This is a genomic window from Arthrobacter sp. D1-29 (genome assembly GCF_054130585.1).
The window spans coordinates 1,306,393-1,328,284 of the sequence record NZ_CP096383.1 but is presented as its reverse complement, the minus strand read 5'-3'; the positions used below and the strand labels follow the sequence as shown (position 1 = coordinate 1,328,284).

The following is a 21,892-nucleotide window of genomic DNA, read 5'->3' as shown; positions in this document are numbered from 1 at the left end:
AAGACACCAAAGTACGACACACACACGTAACACCAGCCAAGGCGCCGTCGTCCGGAAACGGACGACGGCGCCTTCGTGCTGCCGGCCGAAATTTCAGGCCGCGAATGGAAATTGTTTCCTGCCGTCACCCTTGTTATCGGCTCCACGGACTTTATGATGTGCGTGGGGGTGGTGTGTCATGCCGGAATCAGTGCGTCATAGGGGAAAGCCTGAAAGAGGAACTTTCGGCAGCCTCCTGGACGCCAACCCTGACGGACTCATTGCCTTGGCGCCCGACGGCACCATCAGCCTCGCCAACGAATCGGCCGCACGGCTCTTTGGGTTGAGCCGGGATGAGCTCCTTGGAACTGACCACCGGAAACTGCTCCTGGCGGGGTCCCAGGGCGAACTCGTCAAGCTCTTCCAACAGCTCCAGGAGCAGCCCGGAAAAGATATAGCACCGCGGGAAGTGCACGGCGTACACAGCAGCGGGTACAGCTTCTCCGCCGAGATGGCCGGGGCGATAGTGGAGGCCGATGAGGGGACCCAGCTCCTGGTTTCCGTCCGAAGCACCGCCCACCGGAGGGCGGCCGACGCCGACCTGCGCAAAGCCATGTCCCTGTTGACAGCAACCCTTGAGTCCACGGCAGACGGCATCCTGGTGGTCAGCTCGGAAGGCAAGCTCGCCGGGCTCAACGAGCAGTTCCTCAAAATGTGGGATATCCCCCCGGAGCTGTTGGACGGTGACTCGGCCGAGCCCATCATGCGGCTCATCCTGGCGCAGGTCACCCACCCGGAAGCCTTTATGGCCAGGGTGGCGGAGCTGCAGGAGGACCCTGCCGCTGAAAGCAATGACATGCTGGACTTCCGGGATGGCCGGACCTTTGAGAGGTATTCACGTCCACAGAAAGTGGGAGACCGCATCGTAGGCCGCGTCTGGAGCTTCCGGGATGTGACCCCGCGGAGGCAGGCGCAGGAGCAGGCACAGCGGGCCATGCAGGAAATGGCAGCGCAGGCGGAACAGCTGAAGGCGATGGCTTTCCAGGATCCGTTGACAGGCCTCGCTAACCGGGCGGTGTTCAATAACGCCTTGGAGGCAGCACTCAGCGAGCCACGGCTCAAGTCAGTGGATGTCCTGCTGCTGGACCTTGATGATTTCAAGGAAGTCAACGACATTCTGGGCCATCAGGCGGGCGATGACATGCTGGTGGAGGTGGCGCGCCGCCTCACCGGTTGCGTCCCCAATGCCGATGTTGTGGCCCGGCTCGGCGGCGATGAGTTCGTGGTGCTGCTGACCGCCTGTCAGGATGTCGAAGCCACAGCGGCCTGCATTGTTCGGTGCCTGAACGTGCCAATGCAGATTCACGACACCATGCTGCGTCCCTGCCTGAGCCTGGGTGTCGCGTCCGTCGGAAGGGAAGCAATCGGTCCCTCCGGCCTGCTCCGCGAGGCAGACATCGCCATGTATGCGGCTAAGGCAGCGGGAAAAAACCGGTTCCTGCGGTTCCAGCCGGACATGATGACGGCACTGGTGCAGCGGACGGACATGCAGGCTGCCCTGCAGTCGGCGCTCACAAAAGGCGAGATTTCCGTTGATTTCCAGCCCATCTCGTCTCCCCGCAGGGGCCAGGTGGTCAAGTTCGAGGCGCTGGCCCGGTGGGACCGTGGAGGCGAGCGTATCCCGCCCACCGTCTTTATTCCGATGGCGGAGCGGAGTGGCCTGATCAACCAGATCGGGCTGGAGGTGCTGTCGCAGAGCCTGGTCCGGCTGGCGCCCTGGCTGCGGGAAGATCCGTCACGTTCGCTTGCGGTGAACGTTTCGGGGGTCCAGTTGCAGGAACTGGACTTTGCAGACCGTGTCCTTGATCTCGCCGAGGCCAGCGACGTAGCCGCTTTCCAGCTGGTCATGGAGGTTACCGAAAGCGTATTTTTCGACGCCGACCAGCATGTGATCGGCCAGCTTGGAAGGCTGCGCGACGCCGGCGCCCGGGTGGCGCTGGATGACTTTGGCACCGGTTACTCCTCGCTGGGGCGGCTGCAGGACCTGCCGGTGGATACGGTAAAGATCGACAAGACTTTTGTGTCCATGATCCGGTCCGGGGCCGAGCGCCTGCCTATCCTCAGCTCCATGATCAATATGGCTCACAGCCTGGGCCTGACGGTCACAGCAGAAGGTATTGAGACGCCCCAGCAGGCCGACTACCTGATCGCGCTGGATTGCGACTCCCTGCAGGGTTACCTGTTCTCCCACCCCGAGCCGGGCGAACGGCTGGACATCGCGTTGCGGCACGCGAAAGAAGCGCTCGAAACCCTTAGAAACCGGTAGTGCAGCACGCAGCCCACTTGAGGTGTCAGGGATATCATAGCCTTGCGTCTACACCAGGTCTCAGGTGACGCCGGACCCTGCTCAACAGGCATTAAGGGTCGGGCGGACGGCGCACTTAGGGGGAGGGATCCGCGTGTCTCAAACTGGTCTCGTGGAGCAGCGGCCCACCATAGTCAGCAGCAAGGCCCCGCTGGGGCGGCTGATCCTGCTGGCTCTTGTGGTGGTTGCCGCGCTTGGCCTGTATTTCGCCGCCAACAGCGGCACAACAACGGCTCTGGTGGCCGGCGATTTCGCCATCCTGCTGGCAGCGTTGCTGGCTGGTGCCAGCTGCGCACGCGCGGCGCTGCGGGGTGGACCCAACGCCCGCGCCTGGGGCTTCATGGCCCTGGCAGCCTTCATTTGGGCAGCAGGCATGGCGGTGTGGACGTATTACGGGCTGGCCTACAACCACGTCTACCCCTTCCCATCCCTTGCTGACGCAGGCTTCCTGGCCTACTCAATCCCGGCCGCCGCCGCACTTTTTGCGTTCAAGCGGCGGAGCGGCAGCAGGGTTGCCCTGTTCAGGACTGTCCTGGATGCCGCCGTCATCGCGGGATCCGTCCTGGTGGTCAGCTGGCACACGGCGCTGGGGCCAGCGTTCAGCACCGAGCATGCAGACCTTCTGACCCGGCTGACAGGCCTGGGATATCCGGTTGTCGACGTGGTCATCACGTCGCTGGTGCTGGTACTTGTCATGCGCCGGCAGCCCGGCGAGCGGCTCCCCTGGCTGTGCTTTGGCGGCGGTCTCCTGGTCCTGACCGTGACAGACAGCATCTATGTCCGGCTCACGTTTGAAGGGGTCAGCGGGGTCACAGGTTCGCCGTTGGCCATCGGATGGATCTCAGCATTCCTCCTGATCGCCCTGGCACCCTTAATTCCTTTTAGTGAGAATCCGGCTCCGGACCGCAAGACGTACGCCCTGGCTTTGGAGCTTCTCCCCTACGCCCCGCTCCTGATCGCGCTGGTGATGTTTGCTGCCCCGCACATTCATGAGGTGGATACATTCCTGCTGGTGGTGGCGAGGATAACCCTGGTAGCCGTGGTGGTACGGCAGGTGCTGATCATCATAGAGAACATCAGGCTGACCACCGGCCTGGAGCAGGAGGTCACCGCACGTACGCATGAGCTGGAGGGACTGGGAGCAATCGTCAACTCCTCCACAGACGCCATCCTGGGAACCACCAGCGAAGGCATCGTTACCAGCTGGAACCCAGGCGCTGAAAAGCAGTACGGCTATATGGCAGAAGAGGTGATCGGCCGCGACGCCATCTTCCTCCTGACGCCCGAAAACAAGGAACGGGACATGGAGGCGTTCGCGCGGCTCTATGACGGCAAGGACGCCATGAGCTACGAAACCGAGCACCTAAGGAAAGACGGAACCGTCATTCCGGTGTCCCTGACCGTCTCCCCGATCCGCGAAAACGGGGAGCTGCACGGCGTTGCCACCATCGCCCGCGATATTACCCAGCGCCGGGCGGCAGAACGGGAGCTTCAGGCTGCACAGGCGGCAGCCCTGGAATCCAGCCGGCTGAAGTCCGAGTTCCTTGCCACCATGAGCCACGAGATCCGCACTCCGATGAACGGCGTGGTGGGGCTGACGGCCCTGCTTCTGGAAACGCCACTGGATGAAACGCAGCGGCAGTATGCCCAGGGCGTCAAGGGCGCGGGTGAGGCACTCCTGGCGCTCATCAACGACATCCTGGACTTCTCCAAGCTGGAAGCCGGCAAGGTGGACCTGGATGTGCGGCCCTTCGATCCGCGGATCCTGGTGGAGGAAGTGGCAGGGCTGTTGGCCGAGACTGCACAGGCGAAGCAGCTGGAACTGATTGCCTACTGCGATCCGGACGTTCCTGCCCTTCTCTCCGGCGATTCCGGCCGGATCCGCCAAATCCTCCTGAACCTGGCCTCCAACGCCGTGAAGTTCACCGCGTCCGGCGAGGTGTCCATCCGCGTACGCGCCGAGATCCAGGAGGACAGCACGGCAATGGTGCGCTTCGACGTCCGGGATACCGGCATCGGCATTGATCCGGCGGACCATGCCCGGCTCTTCGAATCGTTTTCGCAGGCCGATGCCTCCACTACCCGCCGTTACGGTGGCACGGGGCTGGGGCTGGCCATCTGCAGCCGGCTGACGGAGGCAATGGGCGGGGAAATTGGGCTCAAGAGCCAGCTGGAGGAAGGCAGCACGTTCTGGTTCCGCATTCCGCTGCCGGTGGCACCGGGCTCCAGTGCTCCGGCCCCCGCCACGGGCTTCCTCAACGGGCTGAGGGTGCTGGTGGTGGATGACAACGCCACCAACAGGCTGGTGCTGGAATCCCAGCTGCGCGGCTGGCGCCTGGAACCGGAGGCGGTGCCGGATGCGCAGTCCGCCCTGGCCCGGGCGCGGGAGGCGGCCTCCGCCGGGGAGCCATTCGACATCGCCGTGCTTGACCTTTGCATGCCGGACATGGACGGCCTCGAACTTGCACGCGAGATCACGGCCGACCCCCTGTTGGCCAGGCTTGAAATGATTCTGCTGACCTCCACCATGCAGGTGGATGCGGCGGAAGTAGCCGACGCCGGAGTCCGTGAATGGCTGATGAAGCCGGTACGCAGCTCCGAGTTCTACAACCGGCTGGTCCGGCTGATGTCCGCCCGGGAGATGACACCCGCACCCGCCGCCCCTCCTGCCCAACCTCAGGCGGCACCCGCGGGGCCGTCCCGGGGCCGCGTCCTGGTGGTGGAGGATAACGAGGTAAACCAGCTGGTGGCCCGGGCGACGGTCACCCGGTTCGGCTATGACGTGGACGTGGTGGCCGACGGCGCCGAGGCCGTGGCCGCCACTGCCTCCACCAACTACTCGGCTGTCCTGATGGATTGCCATATGCCGGTGATGGACGGCTTCGAGGCCACCCGGATCATCCGCGGCCGCAGCGGGAAGCACAGCCGCCTCCCCATCATCGCCATGACAGCCGGAGCACTCGACGGCGACCGCGAACGGTGCCTGGCGGCGGGCATGGACGATTACCTCTCCAAGCCGGTGGTGGCCGCTGAGCTGGAGGCAACGTTGGCCCGCTGGATCCCGGAGCCTGGGAATGACGTTGAGCGGCCGCCGTCGGTGGATCCCGAACGGCTGGCCATCCTGCGGGAGCTGGGCCCCGCAGACGGGTTTGGTCTGCTGCCCGCGGCAGCGGAGGCGTTCCGCCGGGATGTCCCGGCAAGGCTCGCGGCCTTGCAGCAGGCGGTGGACGACGGCGGCGGGCCCGCTTTGCAGCTGGCCGCCCACACGCTCAAGGGGGCTGCCGCCAACATCGGTGCCACCGCCGTCGCCGATCTCTGCCAGGAGCTGGAAGGAATGGGACGAAGCGGAAACCACGACGGCGGTGCGCAAGTGATCCGGCGGCTGGAACGGGAACTCGTCCTGGTGGGCACCGCCCTCGACGAAGCGCTGGTCGTTACGCAGTGAAAGTCCTGGTTGCCGACGACGATCCTGGCTCGCTCATGGTGGCAAGGGCCGCCGTCGAGCGTTCCGGCCATGACTGCCTTGCGGCGGCGGACGGCGACGAGGCGTGGAAGCTTTACCTGCGGCACCAGCCAGATGTTGTGGTCACCGACTGGATGATGCCCGGGATGGATGGCCTGGCGCTGTGCCGGGCCATCCGGGCGCGGGAGTCCGATCTCTACACCTACATCGTGATGCTGACCTCCCAGGGATCCCGGGATGACGTGCTGGCCGGGCTTGAGGCGGGTGCTGATGACTACGTCACCAAGCCGTTGGATCCTTTTGTGCTGCACGCCCGCCTGCTGGTGGCGCTGCGGGTCACCACGCTCCATGCCGATCTGGCCCATTACCGGAAGGTCCTCTCGCAGGAAGCGCGCACCGATCCGCTCACCGGCCTGCACAACCGGCTGAAACTGTCCGAGGACCTGGAGCAGCTGCACGCACGCAGCCACCGGTACGCCGAAGAGTATTCCCTGGCCATGTGCGATGTGGACAACTTCAAGAGCTATAACGACATCTACGGCCATCAGGCTGGTGACCTCGCGCTGCGGGCGGTGGCTGCGGCACTGGTCAGCCATGCCCGGAAAAGCGACGGCGTGTACCGGTTCGGCGGCGAAGAGTTCTTAATGGTCCTGCCGAACCAGACGCAGCTGGGTGCCCGGGCAGTAATTGAACGGGCGCTCCACAGCATCCGGGAACTGGCCATCCCGCACGAGGGTGATCCCGCAGGGCTGCTGACGCTCAGCGCGGGGATTGCCGCCTTCAATGCGCAGCACCGGGTGGACGCCCAGCAGTTGCTGGGCGAGGCTGACTTGGCGCTTTATGCTGCCAAGGCTGCCGGACGGAACCGGGTGGAACTGGCGCTGTAACTTTCAGGCGAGGCGGTCAGGCAGCCTGTTTCCAGCCGGGCCTTTTGCTCACTGACGGGGTTTCTTGCTTTCGGGCCGGTGCGTGTTGAACCTCAGGCTGCTGTACCTCGGGCTGTAGGATCTCGGGCTGCAGGATCTCCGCCTGCTGTACCTCAGGCTGCTCTAGCTCAGCCTGCTGTACCTCGGCCTGCTCCAGCTCGGCGAACTGACTCCCGCGCGTCTGGCGGTTCAGCCTGTAGCGGCGAACCAGGTCCATGGCGGCCATGACGCCGGCGACCGGGGTGAGGACTGCTGCCATGTAGACGAACAGCATCCACGTGAGCGTGGCCATCGGCGCGTTCTTATCGTTGAGCATGGACAAGCCGCCCACCATGCCCACAGCCCAGAAAAGCACCACAGCCGTCAGGACGGCGGCTGCGGGGAAATACTGGTTGCTCACGATTTTCTTCAGGGTTTCCATGCACTTCCTCCTGTCTGTCCGGGGCCGGCGAGTGGCCGCTCAACACCAGTATGGGGCTGGGGATGGCAGGAATCGTGCAACACGCAGGCGCGCGTGACGAACCTAACTATGGCGGCAACTTTCGCTGGCCGGGGCTTGCCCAATACTTACCCTGCAAGTGCTCCGGGAATGCGTAACTTTTGGGTCTCAGGGAAAGCTTCGAGCCCGGATTTATGCAGGCGACGCAGCCCCAGACGCACAAGAGTTACGCATTTCCGAACGGCGGCTGAAGAAGAATCAAGTCTTCCCCATCGTCCGTCAGCCGAATACGGTGGGACCTGTCCCGAGGCCCGCGGGCCGCACTGTTGGCATCATCTTGGAGGTCCTTATGCGCAAAGTTACCGCCGGCCTATTCCACTCCGTGGATGGAGTGGTGTCAGACCCCTATCTTTGGCAGTTCGACAGCTTTGACGACGAACTGGGCATGGGGCTGGACCGCATGATCAAGAGTGTGGACACGGTGGTGCTGGGCCGCGTCAGCTATCAGGAGTGGGCAGGCTATTGGCCCACGGCATCAGTGGACGAGGATTTCGCCGGCTTCATCAACCCTGTGGAGAAGTTCGTCGCCTCGCGCAGCCTGAGCGAACCGCTGGAGTGGGAGAACTCGCACCTCATCGAGGGCCCGCTGGAGGAGTTTGTGGCCGGGCTGAAGGAACGCGACGGCGGCGAGATCGCCATCTGCGGCAGCATTTCCGTGGTGCGCCAGCTCCTGTTCGCCGGGCTGCTGGACTCCCTGACCCTGATGACCCACCCCGTGGTGGCCGGCAGGGGCCGCCGTCTGTTCGAGACCGACGACCCCATCACCAGGCTGAGCCTGCAGGACCAGTACCGGACCAGCAAAGGCAATGTCATCAGCACCTACGGGCTGCTGGGCGAATAGCCTGCCGGCCGTAGCGGACTAAACCTGCCGGGGAGGTTCCTAGCGCGTAGCCGTGGGGCTTGCTGTTCCTGTTGGCGAAGGGCTGGTGTCCCCTTCCGTCTCCGTGGGCGACACCGTGACAGTAGTCGTGGCGGTTGTGGTTGGGCTAGTCGTCCCCGTCGGGGTCCTCGTGGGCGACGCCGTGGCCGTCCCGTCTCCGTCGGTCTTGGCCAGCACTTGGTTCACCAGGCCCTCGAGTTCCTCCCGGTCAGGATCCCTCAGGTCAGCTCCCGCCTTGGTGGCAACCACCAGCAAGCGCCCCTCCGCCGCGGAAACCTGCATGAGCATTTGACCGGTGTTCCCATCCCGCGTGCTCACGGTGGCAAAGGTCTCCTCGCCATCGGTCTCAGCCTCCAGGCTTTCGCTGGACACCTCATAGCGTTGCCCCAGAATCTCGATCGTGAACGTGGAGCACTGGCCCAGTTTGTCCCTCACGTCGCGGAGCAGTTCGACGCCGGCCGGCCCACTGCTGCTGGATTGCGCGGACAGGGTGCGCGGCTGGGCACTCTCGGAGATCGCAATGGCCACCTCGCCGTTCTCCACCTCGTCCAGGAGCCCTGCGGTGGCGATCGCCTTGCAGTCCTCGGGCTCCACCGTCGCCGTGCTCATCAGCCTCTGGGCGATATTGCCGCCCTGGTCCACCTGCTCCTTGGAATAGAGTTTCAGTTCGTTGCCCTCGGCATCCTGCATTCCGGAGATCAGGTCGCGCAGTTCGTCTTCGGTATAGGCCTTGGCCTCCGAAGTGGCGGTGGTGGCAGTGGGTGAGGGCTCCTGCCCCGCATCTCCCCCCGTACATGATGCCAACGCCAGGACACTTGCTGCCGCCAGGCCGATCGCTGAGGCCTTATGCATAAAAACCACCCCTACCAATAGAAAGCATGCTTACGATCTCTAGGGTAGGACCTACTCGGTGGCCGTCCAAGGTTGCTGGAAGATTGTGTTCAGGCCGTAATCAACTCTGCGCTCCGGTCCCAGAATTCACGGGCCAGATTGGCGTCGTAGGCCTGTGCGTTCGCCTTGGCCAGGGCGCGCTTATAGTAGTAGGCACCGGAGATCCAGTCGGTCCCCGGGGTGCCGTTGATGAGCCACAGCAGGGTGTCCGCACCCTGCTCCGGCGAGAGCATGAACCTGTTCAGGAGCGTCTTGTAGGCGTGCCGCCAGGGGCTGCTGGACTCCGCGGCAAAGTTGGTGCGGACCACACCAGGGTGGAATGCCGCCGTCGTGATTCCCTTTTCGCCGAAACGGCGGTGCAGTTCGCTGGTGAACAGGATGTTGGCCAGTTTTCCGGTGCCGTAGGCGCGGTTGGTGGAGTAGCCGTGCTCCGAGGTGAGGTCAAAGAGATCCAGTTTGCCGAAGCCGTTGGCGGCACTGGAGGTGTTGATGACCTTGGCGCTGCTGGCGGTCAGCACGTCCATCAGCCCGTTGGTGAGGAGGAAGGGGGCCAGGTGGTTGATCTGGAAGGTGGATTCGTGGCCGTCCACGGTGAGGGTGCGCTTTCCCATGATGCCGCCGGCGTTGTTGGCCAGGACGTCGATCCGCGGGTAGTTTTCCCTCAGCTGGGCAGCGAGGGTACGTACCTGCGCCAGGTCGGCGAAGTCAGTGACGAAGTAGTCGGCGTTGAGCTCCTTGGCGACGGCACGCGTCTTTTCAGCGGAACGGCCGACGACGACAACCCGCTCCCCTGCCTCCGCCAGCGATCGTGCGGCTGCTGCGCCGATGCCGTCGCTGGCGCCGGTGATCACGATGGTGCGAGGAGTCAAGGGGTGTCCTTTGGTTGGGGATCGATCCGAAAGTTTCGGATGGGCTGCCGTTGGGCACAACGACGGCGGGGCGGAGCCTGTTCCCGCGCTGGGTGCGTTCTGCGGGATTAGCTCAGCCGTAGTAGCAGTGATGCTAAAGGGTTTGGGCGGCCGTGGCCGTTTCCGTGCGGAGGGTGAAAGCCAGTGCAATCCAGCCCGCGCCGAACAGAGCAAACACGGCGGTCCCGAGGGCAAGAGGCAGCAGCGCCAGCGCGTACACCAGCAGTGGCACTGGCAGGGTGAGCATTCCGACGCCGCCTAACAGCATCATCCAAAGCCCAACGAATCTCCGTTGTCCGTTGCCGTCCGCGCCCTTCCTGCCGGCAGCAAACCCCCCAAGGAACAGGGCCAGCCCCAGCGCAGGAACCCCAAAACTGATCCCGGCGATTGTCGGGGAAAGGATCAGAATCACCTGGCCAACGGCGGCCACCAGTCCGAAAATAAACGCCAGCAACGCAAATATCCTGGCCGCGCGCCTCAGCCCTGCGCGTCCGGTGGCCAGGGTTGGCAGGAATGAGAGGGCGGCCCAGGAAGTCAGCAGGAGGGCCAGTACGCCCGGCAGGCTGTACAGCAGAAAAAGGGTGGTGCTCAGGATCTGCGAATACCCCAGATCCTCCCGCCAGACGGCGTCCGGCCCCTGCGGTGTCAGAAAGCGGAAGTATCCGTGAACCGTCCAGAGAAGACCTCCGGCCACCATTGCCCACAGGAGTCCGTGGCCGTGGCCGAGCAGACGCTGCAACCGTGAACCAGCCGAAGTGTTCATCAGAGGCCTCCACTATCAGGACTGCGGGGACAGCGGTTGGCAGGAGTCTACGACTCACGGGCCGCTTTTGGCAGAGGACTCATTCCTGGCCTATCGGCCCTAGCCAAAGTCAGATGCCGGTGGAACGATGGCGTACACGCGGGAATGGTCATCCAAGGTCCCGCAGAAGCAGTCACAGCAGGAAGTTTTCACCAACTGAAGGAGAGCAAAGATGACTCAGGAAATCCACGCTGAACACACCCTCACGGACCACCAGCACGGCGGAGACGACTGCACCCATGTCACCGTCCAGCACGGCGACCACGTTGACTACATCCACGATGGCCACCGCCACGCGGAACACGAAGGCCATTACGACGAGCACGACGATCCGGCCGAGCACACGCCGGCCCAGCACCAGCATGGCGGCCCGGACTGCAGCCATGAAACGGCCCAGCATGGCGACCACATCGACTACATCCACGACGGTCACCGCCACGCCGAACATGAAGGCCATTACGACGAGCACTGACGCCGCGAAAAGGTCCCCCTCCAGAAACTAGGAGTGGGGACCTTTCCATGACGGGGCCGGCTACGATGGGCCGGGCGGGGCTCCAACCTCGGTGTTGGCCAGGGGTTCAGGCTGCCGCCTGCTGATTCCGGCTGTCTGACCAGAACGACAGGATGTGCTGCGTGACTTCGTCCGGTGCGATCAGGAGCGGGGCAACGCGACCGGAGCCGGTGACCACTGCGAAACGTCCGTCGCGCACACTTCGGGCCGCACGCTCTGCCTCCACAGCGTCGTTCATGGGATCGTTCCGGCCTACCAGCACCAGCGTGGGGACCTGCAGCCGGGCCAGGACAGGGCGAAGGTCCGGCCGCCGCAGCATAACCGATTGCATGGCCCAATATTTGTCGCGCTTGCCTCCTCTCCGGAAGGCCTCTGCAACTGCGGCTGCGGCCTGCGGTTCTGACTTCGCCGCGCCTTTGCCTGCCAGCGCATCCACGATGGCACCTGCGAACAGAGCCGGGCCAAGGAGCCGGTACGCGGATACCAGAGGGAGCGTCTGCAGGCGTTCGGATCGGGTGAGCGGATAAGGGGGTGAGCCGATTGTGGTGAGAGTCCGGCAGCGGGCGGGGAATGTATCAGCGAAGACGATTCCCACATGCCCTCCCCAGGCGTTACCCACCCAGTCAACAGGGCCCGAGACGCCCAAGGCATCCAGGATTTGGTTTGCAGCAACGGCACACTCCACCAGGGAGTAGGGGCGCCGGGGCCCGGGGCTGCCACCGTGTCCGGGACCGTCCACCAGAATGAGTTCCCGTTCCTGACCCAAGCGGTCCACGACGTTGGCAAAAGTGCTGGAATCAACAAACAGGCTGTGCCATAAAAGCGCCGGCTGGCCGGCCCCTTTGCGGCGGACCATGAGGGGACCAAGCGTGGTTTGGATCATCGTCGGGGAAATGTTCAGATGCATCTCATCCTCCAAAGCATCTGTTGTGATTTACTTCGGAATCCGAAGCTTATGGGATAAAGTTTCCTCCGTGGAGATGGAGCAGTCAAGAGATTCAAAACCGCCCAGGCTTCCCGTGGGCCAGCTGTTGGTCCGCCTGCTGGCGGAGTTCCGTCGCGAGCTTCTGGCAGAGGCGGAATCCCATGGCTACGGCGACCTGCGTCCCGCCCATCTGCAGATCACAGGGAACGTTGGGACCAAGGGAATACGCCTGACAGCCTTGGCCGCACGCGCCCAGCTCAGCCTGGCCGCGACGTCCGAACTGGTCAATGAGATGCAGGAGATGGGGTATCTGGAGCGCCGGCCTGATCCGGCCGATGCCAGGGCAAAACTGATCTTCCCCACCTCCCGTGGACTCCAGCTTCTGCGCGAGGCATCAAACAAGGTCAAGGAAATTGAGCAGCTCTGGGGCACGTACGCAGGGGAACAGCGGTTCGAGGAAGCGTTGCTGACACTTCAGGACGTCCTGGCCGCAACCCGAACAGCCGCGAAACGCTCGGACAAGGACGCCTGAGATTTGCAGCTCACCGTGGAGAACAATTCGGAAAGACTGGCCTGTACCGCAGGGCGCCGCGGGCATATCCTGCACTCAGATCCGCATGCCGTCTGCAACCGGAGGAGACCACCATGGAGATGCCCAAACCTTCAGAGGCTGACAAGGAGCGCTTCCGGTCTGTGGTGCCGGACAGGCCGGACGTGGTGGTCAAACCGATGTTCGGCAACCTCGGCGCCTTCGTGAACGGCAACATGTTTGCAGGACTGTTCGGCCCCACCATCGGCGTCAGGCTCTCCAGCGAAGACCGCACGGAGCTTGAAAGCACCGAGCGGACCGTGCCGTTCGGGCCGGTGGAACGTCCCATGGGCGGCTACGTCGGGCTGCCGGAGGTGTGGAACGCCGAAGGCGACGGCGACGACGCCCGGGTACGTGCCTGGATTGAAAAGGCGTTCGAGTACGTGGCGGACCTCCCGCCCGAGGAACCCAAGGCCCACGCGCCCCGCAAGTAATCAGACTCCAGAAACCGGGGCGGGGCTCAGCGGCGCCCGTCCCCAAGTAAGTAGCGCCAACTGTCGTATTGAGGGTTCAAAACGACACTTGGCGCTACCTAGCGGATGAGCGTCGCTGACGCACCGTGGTGTGAGGAAAGTATGCGGCAGGCTCACCCCGGGCTCTGGTCACCTCAGGGGTGGCGGGCAGATCATAGTGGTGTCCGTCTCGGTGAACGCCGGCCCAACTTGGTGCCCTGAGCCCGTTACCTAGCGTGGTGTGGAGGACTTCCACGGGAACCGTGGATTGTTGCTTTCAAGCACGGGTATTAGATTCCTGAATGATTTCCCTGTCCTCCCCGAGACAGACACTGTCATAACCGCCAAGCAGTGATGGAGGGAAGCCGGAATGGACATTATTCACGAACGCGCCGCGGGGATGGACATCTCAAAACGCGACGCAAAAGTCTGCGTGCGGGTGCCCGGGACTCGGGCCGGGACCTACACGTCAAAGGTCACGACCTGGGGCGCGACCACGCAATCGATCCTTGAGCTGCGCGAGTTCCTGGAACACGAGCACGTCACCGTTGTGGCGATGGAAGCGACCAGTGATTACTGGAAACCCTTCTTTTACCTGCTCGAAGAGACATTGCCAGTGATGCTCGTCAATGCCAAAGCTGCCCGAAACATCCCCGGCCGCAAAACCGACGTCTCAGACGCTGCCTGGCTGGCCCAACTGGCAACCCATGGGCTGCTGCGCGCCTCCTTCGTGCCACCAGAACCGATCCGTGAACTGCGGGACCTCACCCGGGCCCGTGCCCTCGCGACCCGGGACCGCGCCCGGGAAATCCAGCGGCTCGAGAAGTTCCTGGAGAGCTCCGGGATCAAGCTCTCCTCGGTGGTCTCTGACCTGACCGGGGTCTCTTCCCGGGACATGCTCGAAGCCCTCATCAGCGGAGAACGGAACCCGGAGGTCCTGGCCGGCATGGCCCGTGGAACGATGCGCTCGAAAATCCCCGCCCTCGTTGATGCACTCACCGGCAGGTTCAAACCCCACCACGCGTTCATGGCCCGGCTCCACCTGGACCAGATCGATGCCCACAACCGAACCATCCAGGCACTCACGGCACGGATCGAGGAGGCGATGGAGCCCTTTCGTGACGCCAGGGAAGCCCTGGCCACCATCCCCGGAGTCTCCCACCGAGTCGCCGAGGTAATCATCGCCGAAACCGGCGCGGACATGACAGTCTTTGAAACCCCTGGCCGGCTCGCATCCTGGACCGGCGTCTGCCCCAGCGCCCACGAATCCGCCGGTCGGATAAAATCAGCGCACATCCTTCCCGGCAACAAATACCTCAAAGCGGCTTTGGGCACCGCGGCCATGGCAGCGGCACAATCCAAAAACACTTACCTCGCCGCGAAATACCACCGCATCACGGTCCGAAGCGGCCGCAACAAAGCCATCGTCGCCGTCGCGCATTCCATCCTCACCGCAACCTGGCACATGCTCACCAACGGCGAGTGCTACACCGACCCCGGCGCCGACCACTACACCAGACTCAACCCGACCCGAGCCAGGAACAACGCCATCAAACAACTCAACAGCCTCGGCTACGACGTCACGGTCACCCCGGTCACCGCAGCCTGACCACCCTCCACTTTCGTATTAGTTGCGAAAGTGCAGGGAAGTCGCTAACCCGCCACCCCGGCCAGCAGGAAGATCACGGCGGCGATACCGAAGCCCATCACACCGATCAGGGTTTCCATCACAGTCCAAGTCTTCAGCGTGGTCTTGACGTCCATGCCGAAGAAACGTCCCACGAGCCAGAAGCCGGAATCGTTGACGTGCGAGACCACCACGGAACCGGCTGCCACGGCGATCACAAGGGCTGCAACCTGCATACCGGTGAGTCCCGCCGCCGCCACCGCCGGGGCGATGAGCCCGGCGGTGGTGGTCAGGGCCACGGTGGCGGAACCCTGGGCGATGCGCAGGATGGCCGAGATCAGGAAGCCGGCCAGGATCAGCGGGATGCCCAGGTTGCCCAGCACGTCGGCCAGTGCGTCGCCGATGCCGGAGGCCCGGAGGACGCCGCCGAACATGCCGCCGGCGCCGGTGATGAGGATGACGGAACAGACCGGGCCCAGTGAAGATTCAAGCAGCTTCTCCAGTGCACCGTTCGCGGTTCCGCGCCGCGCACCGAGGACGTACATGGCCACCAGGACCGCGATCAGCAGCGCCACCGGGGTTTCGCCGATGGTGCGCAGGACCTGGAACCACTGCTCGTTCCTGACGCCTTCGCTCAGCACGCCGGAGGAGGCAAGGGTGTTCAGGCCCGTGTTGATGAAGATCAAGACCAGCGGCAGGAGTAGCAGGCCGATGATGGTGCGGAAGCGCGGCGGGTGTGATTCGGCTTCGGCACTGGCATGGCCCAGGATTTCCGGCACGGGAAGGACCAGCTTCTTGCCGGTGTACAGGCCGTAGAGGTAGGCGGTCACATACCAGGTGGGGATGGCGACGATCAGGCCGGCGATCATGACCAGGCCGATGTTCGCGTCGAAGAAGGCGGCCGCGGAGACGGGTCCCGGGTGCGGCGGCAGGAAGATGTGCATCACGGAGAAGGCGCCGGCTGCGGGAAGGCCGAACCGCAGCACTCCCCCGCCCAGGCGGTGGGCCACGGCGAAGACCACGGGCAGCATCACCACCAGGCCGGCGTCGAAGAAGATGGGGAAGCCGAAGATCAGCGAGGCGAGGCCCAGGGCGAACGGGGCCCGCTTTTCACCGAAGACGCCGATCAGGTAATCGGCCAAAACCTTGGCCCCGCCGCTGGTCTCCACGATGCGGCCCAGCATGGCGCCCAGGCCCACCAGGAGCGCCACGGTTCCCAGGGTGGTGCCAAAGCCGTTGATCAGCACCGGCACCACCTGGTTCGCGGGGATTCCGGTGGCGAAAGCGGTGGCGAGGCTGACCACGATCAGGGCGATCAGGGCATGCATGCGCAGCTTGATGATCAGGAACAGCAGGACGCCTATTGCGGCCGCCGCGATGAGCAGCAGGGGGCCTGCGCCCATCGTTTGGGTCCAACCTTCGATGGTCATGGTTCTCCTTTGAAACAAAAAATGGGGATAAAACTGGCTGCGGGAAAGAGGCTGGTCAGGCGGCCGGGAGCTTGAGCGCGGCGAGGATGGCCCGGACGAGCTCTTCCGGCGAGTTGGAAATGTCCAGGCGGAGGCTTCCCTGGGCAAGCTCCTCCGGGCTGAGCGGTTCCAGCGTGGCCAGCTGGCTGGGCAGGAGCGTGGGCGGCATGAAGTGCCCTTCCCGGCCCTGCATCCGCTGGCCAATCAGGTCGGCTTCACCGTGCAGGTGCAGGAACAGGACCCGGCCTTCAGCCTCGGAGAGCAGTTGCCGGTAACTCTGCCTGAGGGCCGAACAGGTAAGCACGGTGGACTGGCCGCTTTGAGCCTGGGCTGTCATCCAGTCACGGATCTCCTGCAGCCACGGCCAGCGGTCCTCATCCTGCAGGGGAATCCCCTGGCTCATCTTGTTGATGTTGGCCTGCGGGTGGAATTCGTCCGCCTCGGCGCAGGCCCAGCCCAGTTGCTGGGAAAGGGCCGCCGCGATGGTGGACTTGCCGGAACCGGCCACCCCCATCACCACCAGGTGCGTGGCTGGATACTGCATGTTTACCTCCGAAGAAGACGTCTTTGGCTTAGTGAAGAAGCTCATGTGCACTGCCGTCTGGAAAAGCACGGGAAGGCACTGGAGATAAGGTATCACCATTTATCGACACAGATACTATCTTTCAGTGTCACAAGTCATACCTTTTCGTCGTTTTCGCTAGGATGGGAGGGCGCCTTGCGCGCAGATGGAGGCAACAAAAATGTCGACGGCGACAGTTGGGCCCGCAGATGAAGCGGACGACGGCGGGGCTTCCCCCGCGATGCAGGGACGCGTTCTTGAGGCGGTGGGCGTTGCCATCGCCTCCGGCATCCTCCCGCCGGGCAGCCGCCTCACCCTGGACACGCTTCAGCAGGAGTACGGGGTCTCGCGGACCGTCGCGCGGGACACGATGAAGGTTTTGGAGTCGATGAACCTCGTCTACTCGCGGCGCCGGGTTGGCATTGTGGTGCAGGAACGGGCGCTGTGGAATGTTTTTGACCCCAAGCTGGTGCGCTGGCGCCTTGCCTCCGACAGCCGCGCGGAACAGTACAGCAGCCTCACCGAGCTGCGGATCGCCGTCGAACCCATCGCCGCGGCCGGGGCCGCCCGCCGTGCCAGCGCAGCCGAGCGTGCCAAGCTGATTGCCCTCGCCGCCGAGCTGAGGCGGCTGGGTGAAGCCGGGGAACTGGAGGCGTTCCTGGCCGCCGATATCGAATTCCACTGCCTGCTGCTGCAGAGCTGCGGCAATGAGATGTTCACTGCCCTGGAAGGGATGGTGGCCGAGGTCCTGACCAGCCGGACCAAGCAGGGCCTGATGCCGTTCAGGCCTAGGGACGAAGCCCTTCAGGCGCACGAGGACGTTGCCGCCGCCGTCGCCCGCGGTGATGCGACCACCGCCGAGACCGCCATGCACCACATCCTGGACGAAGTGCGGAACGCGATGGGGCTGCCCTAAGAACCCTTCCGTGTGCGCCCCTGAAACCCTTTCCCAGAGCGGCATTCATGGGTAACCTGAAGGAAATCAGGACCTCGGAATGTCATTCCGGCCTGATGAGGGGGCTCATGCACACGGGCCCGTTGGCACCGTCCGGACGAGGTGAAAAATTGGCCATCACAGGACAATCATCTGAAGGGGTAGCCGCCACGGCATCGCCCGCGGTTGTACCGCGGCGCAAAGGCAGTCTCGTCGTCACGTGGCTTACCTCCACCGACCACAAAGTCATCGGGTACATGTACCTGATCTCGTCCTTTGTGTTCTTTATGATGGCCGGGGTGATGGCCCTGCTCATCAGGGCCGAGCTCTATGAACCCGGCATGCAGATCCTGCAGACCAAGGAGCAGTACAACCAGCTGTTTACGATGCACGGCACCATGATGCTGCTCATGTTCGCCACCCCGCTGTTTGCCGGGTTCACGAACGTCATCATGCCGCTGCAGATCGGCGCCCCGGACGTCGCGTTCCCCAGGTTGAACGCCCTGGCATTCTGGTTCTTCCTCTTCGGCTCAACCATCGCCGTCTCCGGTTTCATCACGCCCCAGGGCGCGGCGTCCTTTGGCTGGTTCGCCTACGCGCCGCTGAACAATACAACGTTCAGCCCCGGCGTCGGCGGCGACCTGTGGGTGTTCGGCCTGGCGCTGTCCGGCTTCGGCACCATCCTGGGTGCTGTCAACTTCATCACCACGATCGTCTGCATGCGCGCTCCTGGCATGACCATGTGGCGGATGCCCATCTTCACCTGGAACGCCCTGGTCACGTCCATCCTGGTGATCATGGCCTTCCCGCCGCTGGCCGCAGCCCTGTTCGGCCTCGGCGCTGACCGGCGGTTCGGCGCCCACATCTACGACCCGAACAACGGCGGTGCCGTCCTCTGGCAGCACCTGTTCTGGTTCTTCGGCCACCCCGAGGTGTACATCATCGCGCTGCCGTTCTTCGGCATCGTGTCCGAGATTTTCCCGGTCTTCAGCCGCAAGCCGGTCTTCGGTTACAAGGGCCTGGTCTACGCCACCATCGCCATCGCCGCCCTGTCCGTCACCGTGTGGGCGCACCACATGTACGTGACCGGCTCCGTGCTGCTGCCGTTCTTCGCCTTCATGACCATGCTGATCGCGGTGCCCACCGGGGTGAAGTTCTTCAACTGGATCGGCACCATGTGGGGCGGCTCGCTGACCTTTGAGACGCCCATGCTTTGGAGCCTGGGCTTCCTGGTGACCTTCCTGTTCGGCGGCCTGACCGGCATCATCCTGGCGTCGCCGCCGCTGGACTTCCACGTGTCCGACTCCTACTTTGTGGTGGCGCACTTCCACTACGTGGTGTTCGGGACCGTGGTGTTCGCGATGTTCGCCGGCTTCTACTTCTGGTGGCCAAAGTTCACCGGCACCATGCTCAACGAGCGCCTGGGCAAGATCCACTTCTGGATGCTGTTCCTGGGCTTCCACGGCACCTTCCTGATCCAGCACTGGCTCGGCGCCGTGGGCATGCCCCGCCGGTACGCGGACTACCTGGTGGAGGACAACTTCATGTGGATGAACCAGTTCTCCACCATCAGTTCCTACCTACTGGGCGCGTCCATGATCCCGTTCCTCTGGAACGTCTACGTCACGTGGCGGGCCGGCGAGAAGGTCACCGTGGACGATCCGTGGGGCTTCGGCGCTTCGCTGGAGTGGGCCACGTCCTGCCCGCCGCCGCGCCACAACTTCACGTCATTGCCGCGCATCCGCTCGGAGCGCCCAGCCCTGGACCTGCACCATCCGGAGATCAGGGTCCGCGAACATGAACCCGTCCACTCTCCGGCCGCCGCTGCCCTGGGCGCCGCCGACATCGGCGAGAAGGACGTCCGCGATCCCAGCCCGGACAAGTAGCAGTGGGTTAACAAAAAGCAGGGCCGGCCAAAGACCGGCCCTGCTCACTGTTTCCGGCCACCCGAAAACAGCCCGTCAACCTCCCGGACGTTCAGCAGGAACTTCACGCCGCCGTCGGTAAGCAGTGACCTGTCACCGTAGCGCTCCTTGGGCGCCATGAGATGCAGGCATTTGAAGTTCCACATGACTACCCGGTTGATGTCGCTGACCCAGTCCTCGGGGATGCGGTGCCCGGACCGGGTCACAAACCCCACGCTCTCCATCGCAGCGTGGATGACCTCGGTACGGCGGGTCTTCGGCGGAGCAACGCCGCTGAGATGCCACTCCGTGTACAGCCGTGTGACAAGGCGAACCGCATCGTGTTCCGGCAGTGCCACCGCATCAACCACGTAGTCCCACAGATCCCCCGGTCGCTCCAGCCCGCGTTTTCCACGAGGGGTGAGAACCAGCCCTCCCTTGAATTTACGCAGCAGCTTCCAGGCGAGGAGGTGCTCCCGGAGCTCCCGGACGGGCAGCGCGTTGGCCTCGCGGTTCCCCTTGCCCATCACGGAATCACGCCAGCCGAGCTCATCCAGTGCGCGCTGGACCATGGCTGGTTTCAGGTAACCGTCCTTCGTCAGTTCCACTCCATCGCCTGCAGCAATTTCGAGGAGCCAGCGGACAGGCCGGATCACGGCGTCACGTTCCTCGTCCGTACGGATTCGCGGCCACCATTGGAGACTCAGCAGCCGCAGCTTGCGGTTGGCAGTAGCCAGGCTGAACGTGGTGGCGTCAAAGGACGGCCGGTACTGCCCAGTCATCATGAAGGTCCAGTAAGAAGCCTCTTCGTATTCCGGATGCGCCCGGTCGGCCAGGATCTCCAGCAGCCGTCCATAGCCGTGGGGGCCGCCGGAATCCTCCACCGGTCCCCGGTTGGCGCCGTCTACGCAAACAATCTCCCCGGCCGGCAGCTCGGCGGAACCCAGCAGCTGAACGTGATGTGTCCAGCCGTCGCCGAAGTCATATTCGTATTCAAACGTGGTTCCCGGCTTGCCGGCAGCCAGAAGATCGGAAAGGACGACGCCGGAGGGCGGCTCCGCGTCCAGGTCTTCCGATTCGTCGTCGGGACCGACAATGACCCGCAGCTTCCCGGTCCGGTCCACGAAGCGGACAGCGTAGAGGTGGCGGTTTTCCCAGCCGAAGGCGGCCTGCACGGCCAAGTGGAACTCCTCCACCGTCAGCGTGGCCGGCACCTTCAGCCTGCGCCACACCAGGGGCCGGGTATCCTCGATGCTGATCCGGAGGTCAAAGGCGGGGACGGTACCGGCTGTTTGCATGGTGGCCATTCTGCCAGAGCGGAGCGGCCCGGGAGTTGCGAGCCCCTATCCTCCGGCGGCGTAGACTCGCATCATGAAATCAGGTTGGGGGATCCTGGGTGTGCTGGCGGCCGCTGCGATCGGGGTTGTGCCGGCCACGGGCTGCACACCTTTGGCGTGCCCCGCCATCGGCTACGTCAGCAGCGTCACTGTGAATATCGAGGGAAATGTCGCGGCCGTCGATCAGGTGAGCCTGTGCGATAAGACCGGATGCTCCCAGCCGGAGCCCACGGCCGGGCCGGCACCGTCAAAGACGGTGGTCACCGAGTTCTCCCCCGCACCCCAGCCGACCGTCAGCATGGCACCGTTTTACAGCCGCCGCGCGGACAAGGACACGTGGGTGTTCACCGCGAATTCTGGCACGCCGTCGGAAGTCACCGTGAAGGCCATCGCGGCGGACGGCTCCGTCATTGCCGAGAAAGATCAGGATCTAGTGTGGACCAGGGTGGGTGGAACCGAACAGTGCGGCGGACCCATCACCACACCGCCCATCCAGTTTTCGGTGCCCTGACCAAACTCTGTCCTGGCGGCGGTGAAACGCGCGGCCAAGTTCAAAGCACACCCGGGTTAACAAAAGCAGGGCCGGTCAATGACCGGCCCTGCTTTAGAAAAAGAAACCTTGCGGCCCCAGATTCTCTAATGAATTAGAGTGCCTGGATGTTGACGGCCTGCGGGCCCTTGGGGCCCTGCTCGGTCTCGAAGGAGACCTTCTGGTTCTCTTCGAGTGAGCGGAAGCCGGAAGAGGCGATCGCGGAGTAGTGAGCGAAAACGTCCTGTGAGGAGTCATCGGGGGAAATGAAACCGAAGCCCTTTTCAGCGTTAAACCATTTGACGGTACCAGTAGCCATTATTTTTGTCCTTCGTGAAGG

20 protein-coding genes are annotated in these 21,892 nt (G+C 63.8%); 11 read left to right on the top strand and 9 right to left on the bottom strand.

All coding sequences use genetic code 11. The features are described from left to right. Nucleotides 1–178 precede the first annotated feature (178 nt). From M1E17_RS06245 to M1E17_RS06235, 3 genes are all read left to right on the top strand, one after another. On the top strand, nt 179–2,305 hold the full coding sequence (locus tag M1E17_RS06245; protein ID WP_457966182.1) for a putative bifunctional diguanylate cyclase/phosphodiesterase: 2,127 nt from the start codon (nt 179–181) through the stop codon (nt 2,303–2,305). 133 nt (nt 2,306–2,438) lie between these two features. Continuing rightward, nucleotides 2,439–5,789 (top strand): response regulator, encoded by a 3,351-nt coding sequence (locus M1E17_RS06240; protein ID WP_457966180.1) that lies wholly within the window; start codon nt 2,439–2,441, stop codon nt 5,787–5,789. Continuing rightward, on the top strand, nt 5,786–6,694 hold the full coding sequence (locus tag M1E17_RS06235) for a GGDEF domain-containing protein (protein WP_457966178.1): 909 nt from the start codon (nt 5,786–5,788) through the stop codon (nt 6,692–6,694). The genes M1E17_RS06240 and M1E17_RS06235 overlap by 4 nt, the downstream gene beginning before the upstream one ends. A gap of 16 nt (nt 6,695–6,710) precedes the next feature. On the opposite strand, the gene M1E17_RS06230 is transcribed toward M1E17_RS06235, so the two are convergent. Continuing rightward, on the bottom strand, nt 6,711–7,154 hold the full coding sequence (locus M1E17_RS06230) for a hypothetical protein (protein ID WP_457966176.1): 444 nt from the start codon (nt 7,152–7,154) through the stop codon (nt 6,711–6,713). A gap of 367 nt (nt 7,155–7,521) precedes the next feature. Here M1E17_RS06230 and M1E17_RS06225 point away from each other — a divergent pair, with 367 nt between their 5' ends. Further along, complete coding sequence (locus M1E17_RS06225) at nt 7,522–8,073, top strand: dihydrofolate reductase family protein (RefSeq protein WP_457966175.1); 552 nt, start codon at nt 7,522–7,524, stop codon at nt 8,071–8,073. Nucleotides 8,074–8,112: 39 nt separating this feature from the next. On the opposite strand, the gene M1E17_RS06220 is transcribed toward M1E17_RS06225, so the two are convergent. The 3 genes from M1E17_RS06220 to M1E17_RS06210 form a co-directional block, all read right to left on the bottom strand. Continuing rightward, the gene (locus M1E17_RS06220) at nt 8,113–8,964 is read right to left on the bottom strand and encodes a hypothetical protein (protein ID WP_457966174.1); all 852 of its coding nucleotides are present in this window, start codon (nt 8,962–8,964) and stop codon (nt 8,113–8,115) included. Between the two features lie 89 nt (nt 8,965–9,053). Continuing rightward, nucleotides 9,054–9,872 (bottom strand): SDR family NAD(P)-dependent oxidoreductase, encoded by an 819-nt coding sequence (locus M1E17_RS06215; RefSeq protein ID WP_457966172.1) that lies wholly within the window; start codon nt 9,870–9,872, stop codon nt 9,054–9,056. 133 nt (nt 9,873–10,005) lie between these two features. Next, nucleotides 10,006–10,674, bottom strand: a complete 669-nt coding sequence (locus M1E17_RS06210) for a hypothetical protein (protein WP_457966171.1) — start codon at nt 10,672–10,674, stop codon at nt 10,006–10,008. 211 nt (nt 10,675–10,885) lie between these two features. Between M1E17_RS06210 and M1E17_RS06205 the strand changes: the two genes are divergently transcribed. After that, nucleotides 10,886–11,185: a hypothetical protein gene (locus M1E17_RS06205; protein ID WP_457966170.1), complete on the top strand. Its 300-nt coding sequence runs from the start codon at nt 10,886–10,888 to the stop codon at nt 11,183–11,185. A 106-nt stretch (nt 11,186–11,291) separates the two neighbouring features. Here the strand turns inward: M1E17_RS06205 and M1E17_RS06200 are convergent, their stop codons facing one another. Then, nucleotides 11,292–12,131 (bottom strand): alpha/beta fold hydrolase, encoded by an 840-nt coding sequence (locus tag M1E17_RS06200; RefSeq protein WP_457966169.1) that lies wholly within the window; start codon nt 12,129–12,131, stop codon nt 11,292–11,294. Between the two features lie 73 nt (nt 12,132–12,204). Here M1E17_RS06200 and M1E17_RS06195 point away from each other — a divergent pair, with 73 nt between their 5' ends. The 3 genes from M1E17_RS06195 to M1E17_RS06185 all read left to right on the top strand — a co-directional run bounded on the left by M1E17_RS06195 (nt 12,205) and on the right by M1E17_RS06185 (nt 14,799). After that, nucleotides 12,205–12,681, top strand: a complete 477-nt coding sequence (locus tag M1E17_RS06195) for a MarR family winged helix-turn-helix transcriptional regulator (RefSeq protein WP_457966167.1) — start codon at nt 12,205–12,207, stop codon at nt 12,679–12,681. Between the two features lie 113 nt (nt 12,682–12,794). Next, nucleotides 12,795–13,172 carry a TfoX/Sxy family protein gene (locus M1E17_RS06190; protein ID WP_457966165.1) on the top strand — a complete coding sequence of 126 codons (378 nt, stop codon included), beginning with the start codon at nt 12,795–12,797 and terminating at the stop codon, nt 13,170–13,172. Nucleotides 13,173–13,560: 388 nt separating this feature from the next. Beyond that, nucleotides 13,561–14,799, top strand: coding sequence for an IS110 family RNA-guided transposase (locus M1E17_RS06185; RefSeq protein ID WP_457966163.1), 1,239 nt, complete (start codon nt 13,561–13,563; stop codon nt 14,797–14,799). A 44-nt stretch (nt 14,800–14,843) separates the two neighbouring features. Here M1E17_RS06185 and M1E17_RS06180 read toward each other — a convergent pair whose 3' ends face one another. Together M1E17_RS06180 and M1E17_RS06175 are read right to left on the bottom strand one after the other, a co-directional pair. Continuing rightward, nucleotides 14,844–16,247, bottom strand: coding sequence for a GntP family permease (locus M1E17_RS06180; RefSeq protein ID WP_457966161.1), 1,404 nt, complete (start codon nt 16,245–16,247; stop codon nt 14,844–14,846). A gap of 55 nt (nt 16,248–16,302) precedes the next feature. Next, a complete protein-coding gene (locus tag M1E17_RS06175; RefSeq protein WP_457966159.1) occupies nt 16,303–16,830 on the bottom strand; it encodes a gluconokinase in 528 nt (175 codons plus the stop codon). Nucleotides 16,831–17,029: 199 nt separating this feature from the next. Between M1E17_RS06175 and M1E17_RS06170 the strand changes: the two genes are divergently transcribed. Next, nucleotides 17,030–17,764, top strand: coding sequence for a FadR/GntR family transcriptional regulator (locus M1E17_RS06170; RefSeq protein WP_457966157.1), 735 nt, complete (start codon nt 17,030–17,032; stop codon nt 17,762–17,764). Between the two features lie 149 nt (nt 17,765–17,913). Further along, the gene (ctaD, locus tag M1E17_RS06165; protein ID WP_457966156.1) at nt 17,914–19,668 is read left to right on the top strand and encodes an aa3-type cytochrome oxidase subunit I; all 1,755 of its coding nucleotides are present in this window, start codon (nt 17,914–17,916) and stop codon (nt 19,666–19,668) included. 44 nt (nt 19,669–19,712) lie between these two features. Here the strand turns inward: ctaD and M1E17_RS06160 are convergent, their stop codons facing one another. Then, nucleotides 19,713–20,984, bottom strand: a complete 1,272-nt coding sequence (locus M1E17_RS06160; RefSeq protein ID WP_457966154.1) for a plasmid pRiA4b ORF-3 family protein — start codon at nt 20,982–20,984, stop codon at nt 19,713–19,715. Between the two features lie 73 nt (nt 20,985–21,057). Between M1E17_RS06160 and M1E17_RS06155 the strand changes: the two genes are divergently transcribed. Beyond that, nucleotides 21,058–21,534: a hypothetical protein gene (locus M1E17_RS06155; RefSeq protein ID WP_457966152.1), complete on the top strand. Its 477-nt coding sequence runs from the start codon at nt 21,058–21,060 to the stop codon at nt 21,532–21,534. Nucleotides 21,535–21,667: 133 nt separating this feature from the next. Here the strand turns inward: M1E17_RS06155 and M1E17_RS06150 are convergent, their stop codons facing one another. Next, the gene (locus M1E17_RS06150; RefSeq protein ID WP_024365339.1) at nt 21,668–21,871 is read right to left on the bottom strand and encodes a cold-shock protein; all 204 of its coding nucleotides are present in this window, start codon (nt 21,869–21,871) and stop codon (nt 21,668–21,670) included. Nucleotides 21,872–21,892: the final 21 nt, after the last annotated feature.

Coding starts and splice junctions, on each gene's coding strand:
- M1E17_RS06185 (WP_457966163.1), top strand. CDS start 13,561: ATGGACATTATTCACGAACGCGCCGCGGGGATGGACATCTCAAAACGC.
- M1E17_RS06150 (WP_024365339.1), bottom strand. CDS start 21,871: ATGGCTACTGGTACCGTCAAATGGTTTAACGCTGAAAAGGGCTTCGGT.
- M1E17_RS06170 (WP_457966157.1), top strand. CDS start 17,030: ATGTCGACGGCGACAGTTGGGCCCGCAGATGAAGCGGACGACGGCGGG.
- M1E17_RS06200 (WP_457966169.1), bottom strand. CDS start 12,131: ATGCATCTGAACATTTCCCCGACGATGATCCAAACCACGCTTGGTCCC.
- M1E17_RS06195 (WP_457966167.1), top strand. CDS start 12,205: ATGGAGCAGTCAAGAGATTCAAAACCGCCCAGGCTTCCCGTGGGCCAG.
- M1E17_RS06220 (WP_457966174.1), bottom strand. CDS start 8,964: ATGCATAAGGCCTCAGCGATCGGCCTGGCGGCAGCAAGTGTCCTGGCG.
- M1E17_RS06180 (WP_457966161.1), bottom strand. CDS start 16,247: ATGACCATCGAAGGTTGGACCCAAACGATGGGCGCAGGCCCCCTGCTG.
- M1E17_RS06210 (WP_457966171.1), bottom strand. CDS start 10,674: ATGAACACTTCGGCTGGTTCACGGTTGCAGCGTCTGCTCGGCCACGGC.
- M1E17_RS06230 (WP_457966176.1), bottom strand. CDS start 7,154: ATGGAAACCCTGAAGAAAATCGTGAGCAACCAGTATTTCCCCGCAGCC.
- M1E17_RS06160 (WP_457966154.1), bottom strand. CDS start 20,984: ATGCAAACAGCCGGTACCGTCCCCGCCTTTGACCTCCGGATCAGCATC.
- M1E17_RS06225 (WP_457966175.1), top strand. CDS start 7,522: ATGCGCAAAGTTACCGCCGGCCTATTCCACTCCGTGGATGGAGTGGTG.
- M1E17_RS06155 (WP_457966152.1), top strand. CDS start 21,058: ATGAAATCAGGTTGGGGGATCCTGGGTGTGCTGGCGGCCGCTGCGATC.
- M1E17_RS06175 (WP_457966159.1), bottom strand. CDS start 16,830: ATGCAGTATCCAGCCACGCACCTGGTGGTGATGGGGGTGGCCGGTTCC.
- M1E17_RS06190 (WP_457966165.1), top strand. CDS start 12,795: ATGGAGATGCCCAAACCTTCAGAGGCTGACAAGGAGCGCTTCCGGTCT.
- M1E17_RS06245 (WP_457966182.1), top strand. CDS start 179: ATGCCGGAATCAGTGCGTCATAGGGGAAAGCCTGAAAGAGGAACTTTC.
- M1E17_RS06205 (WP_457966170.1), top strand. CDS start 10,886: ATGACTCAGGAAATCCACGCTGAACACACCCTCACGGACCACCAGCAC.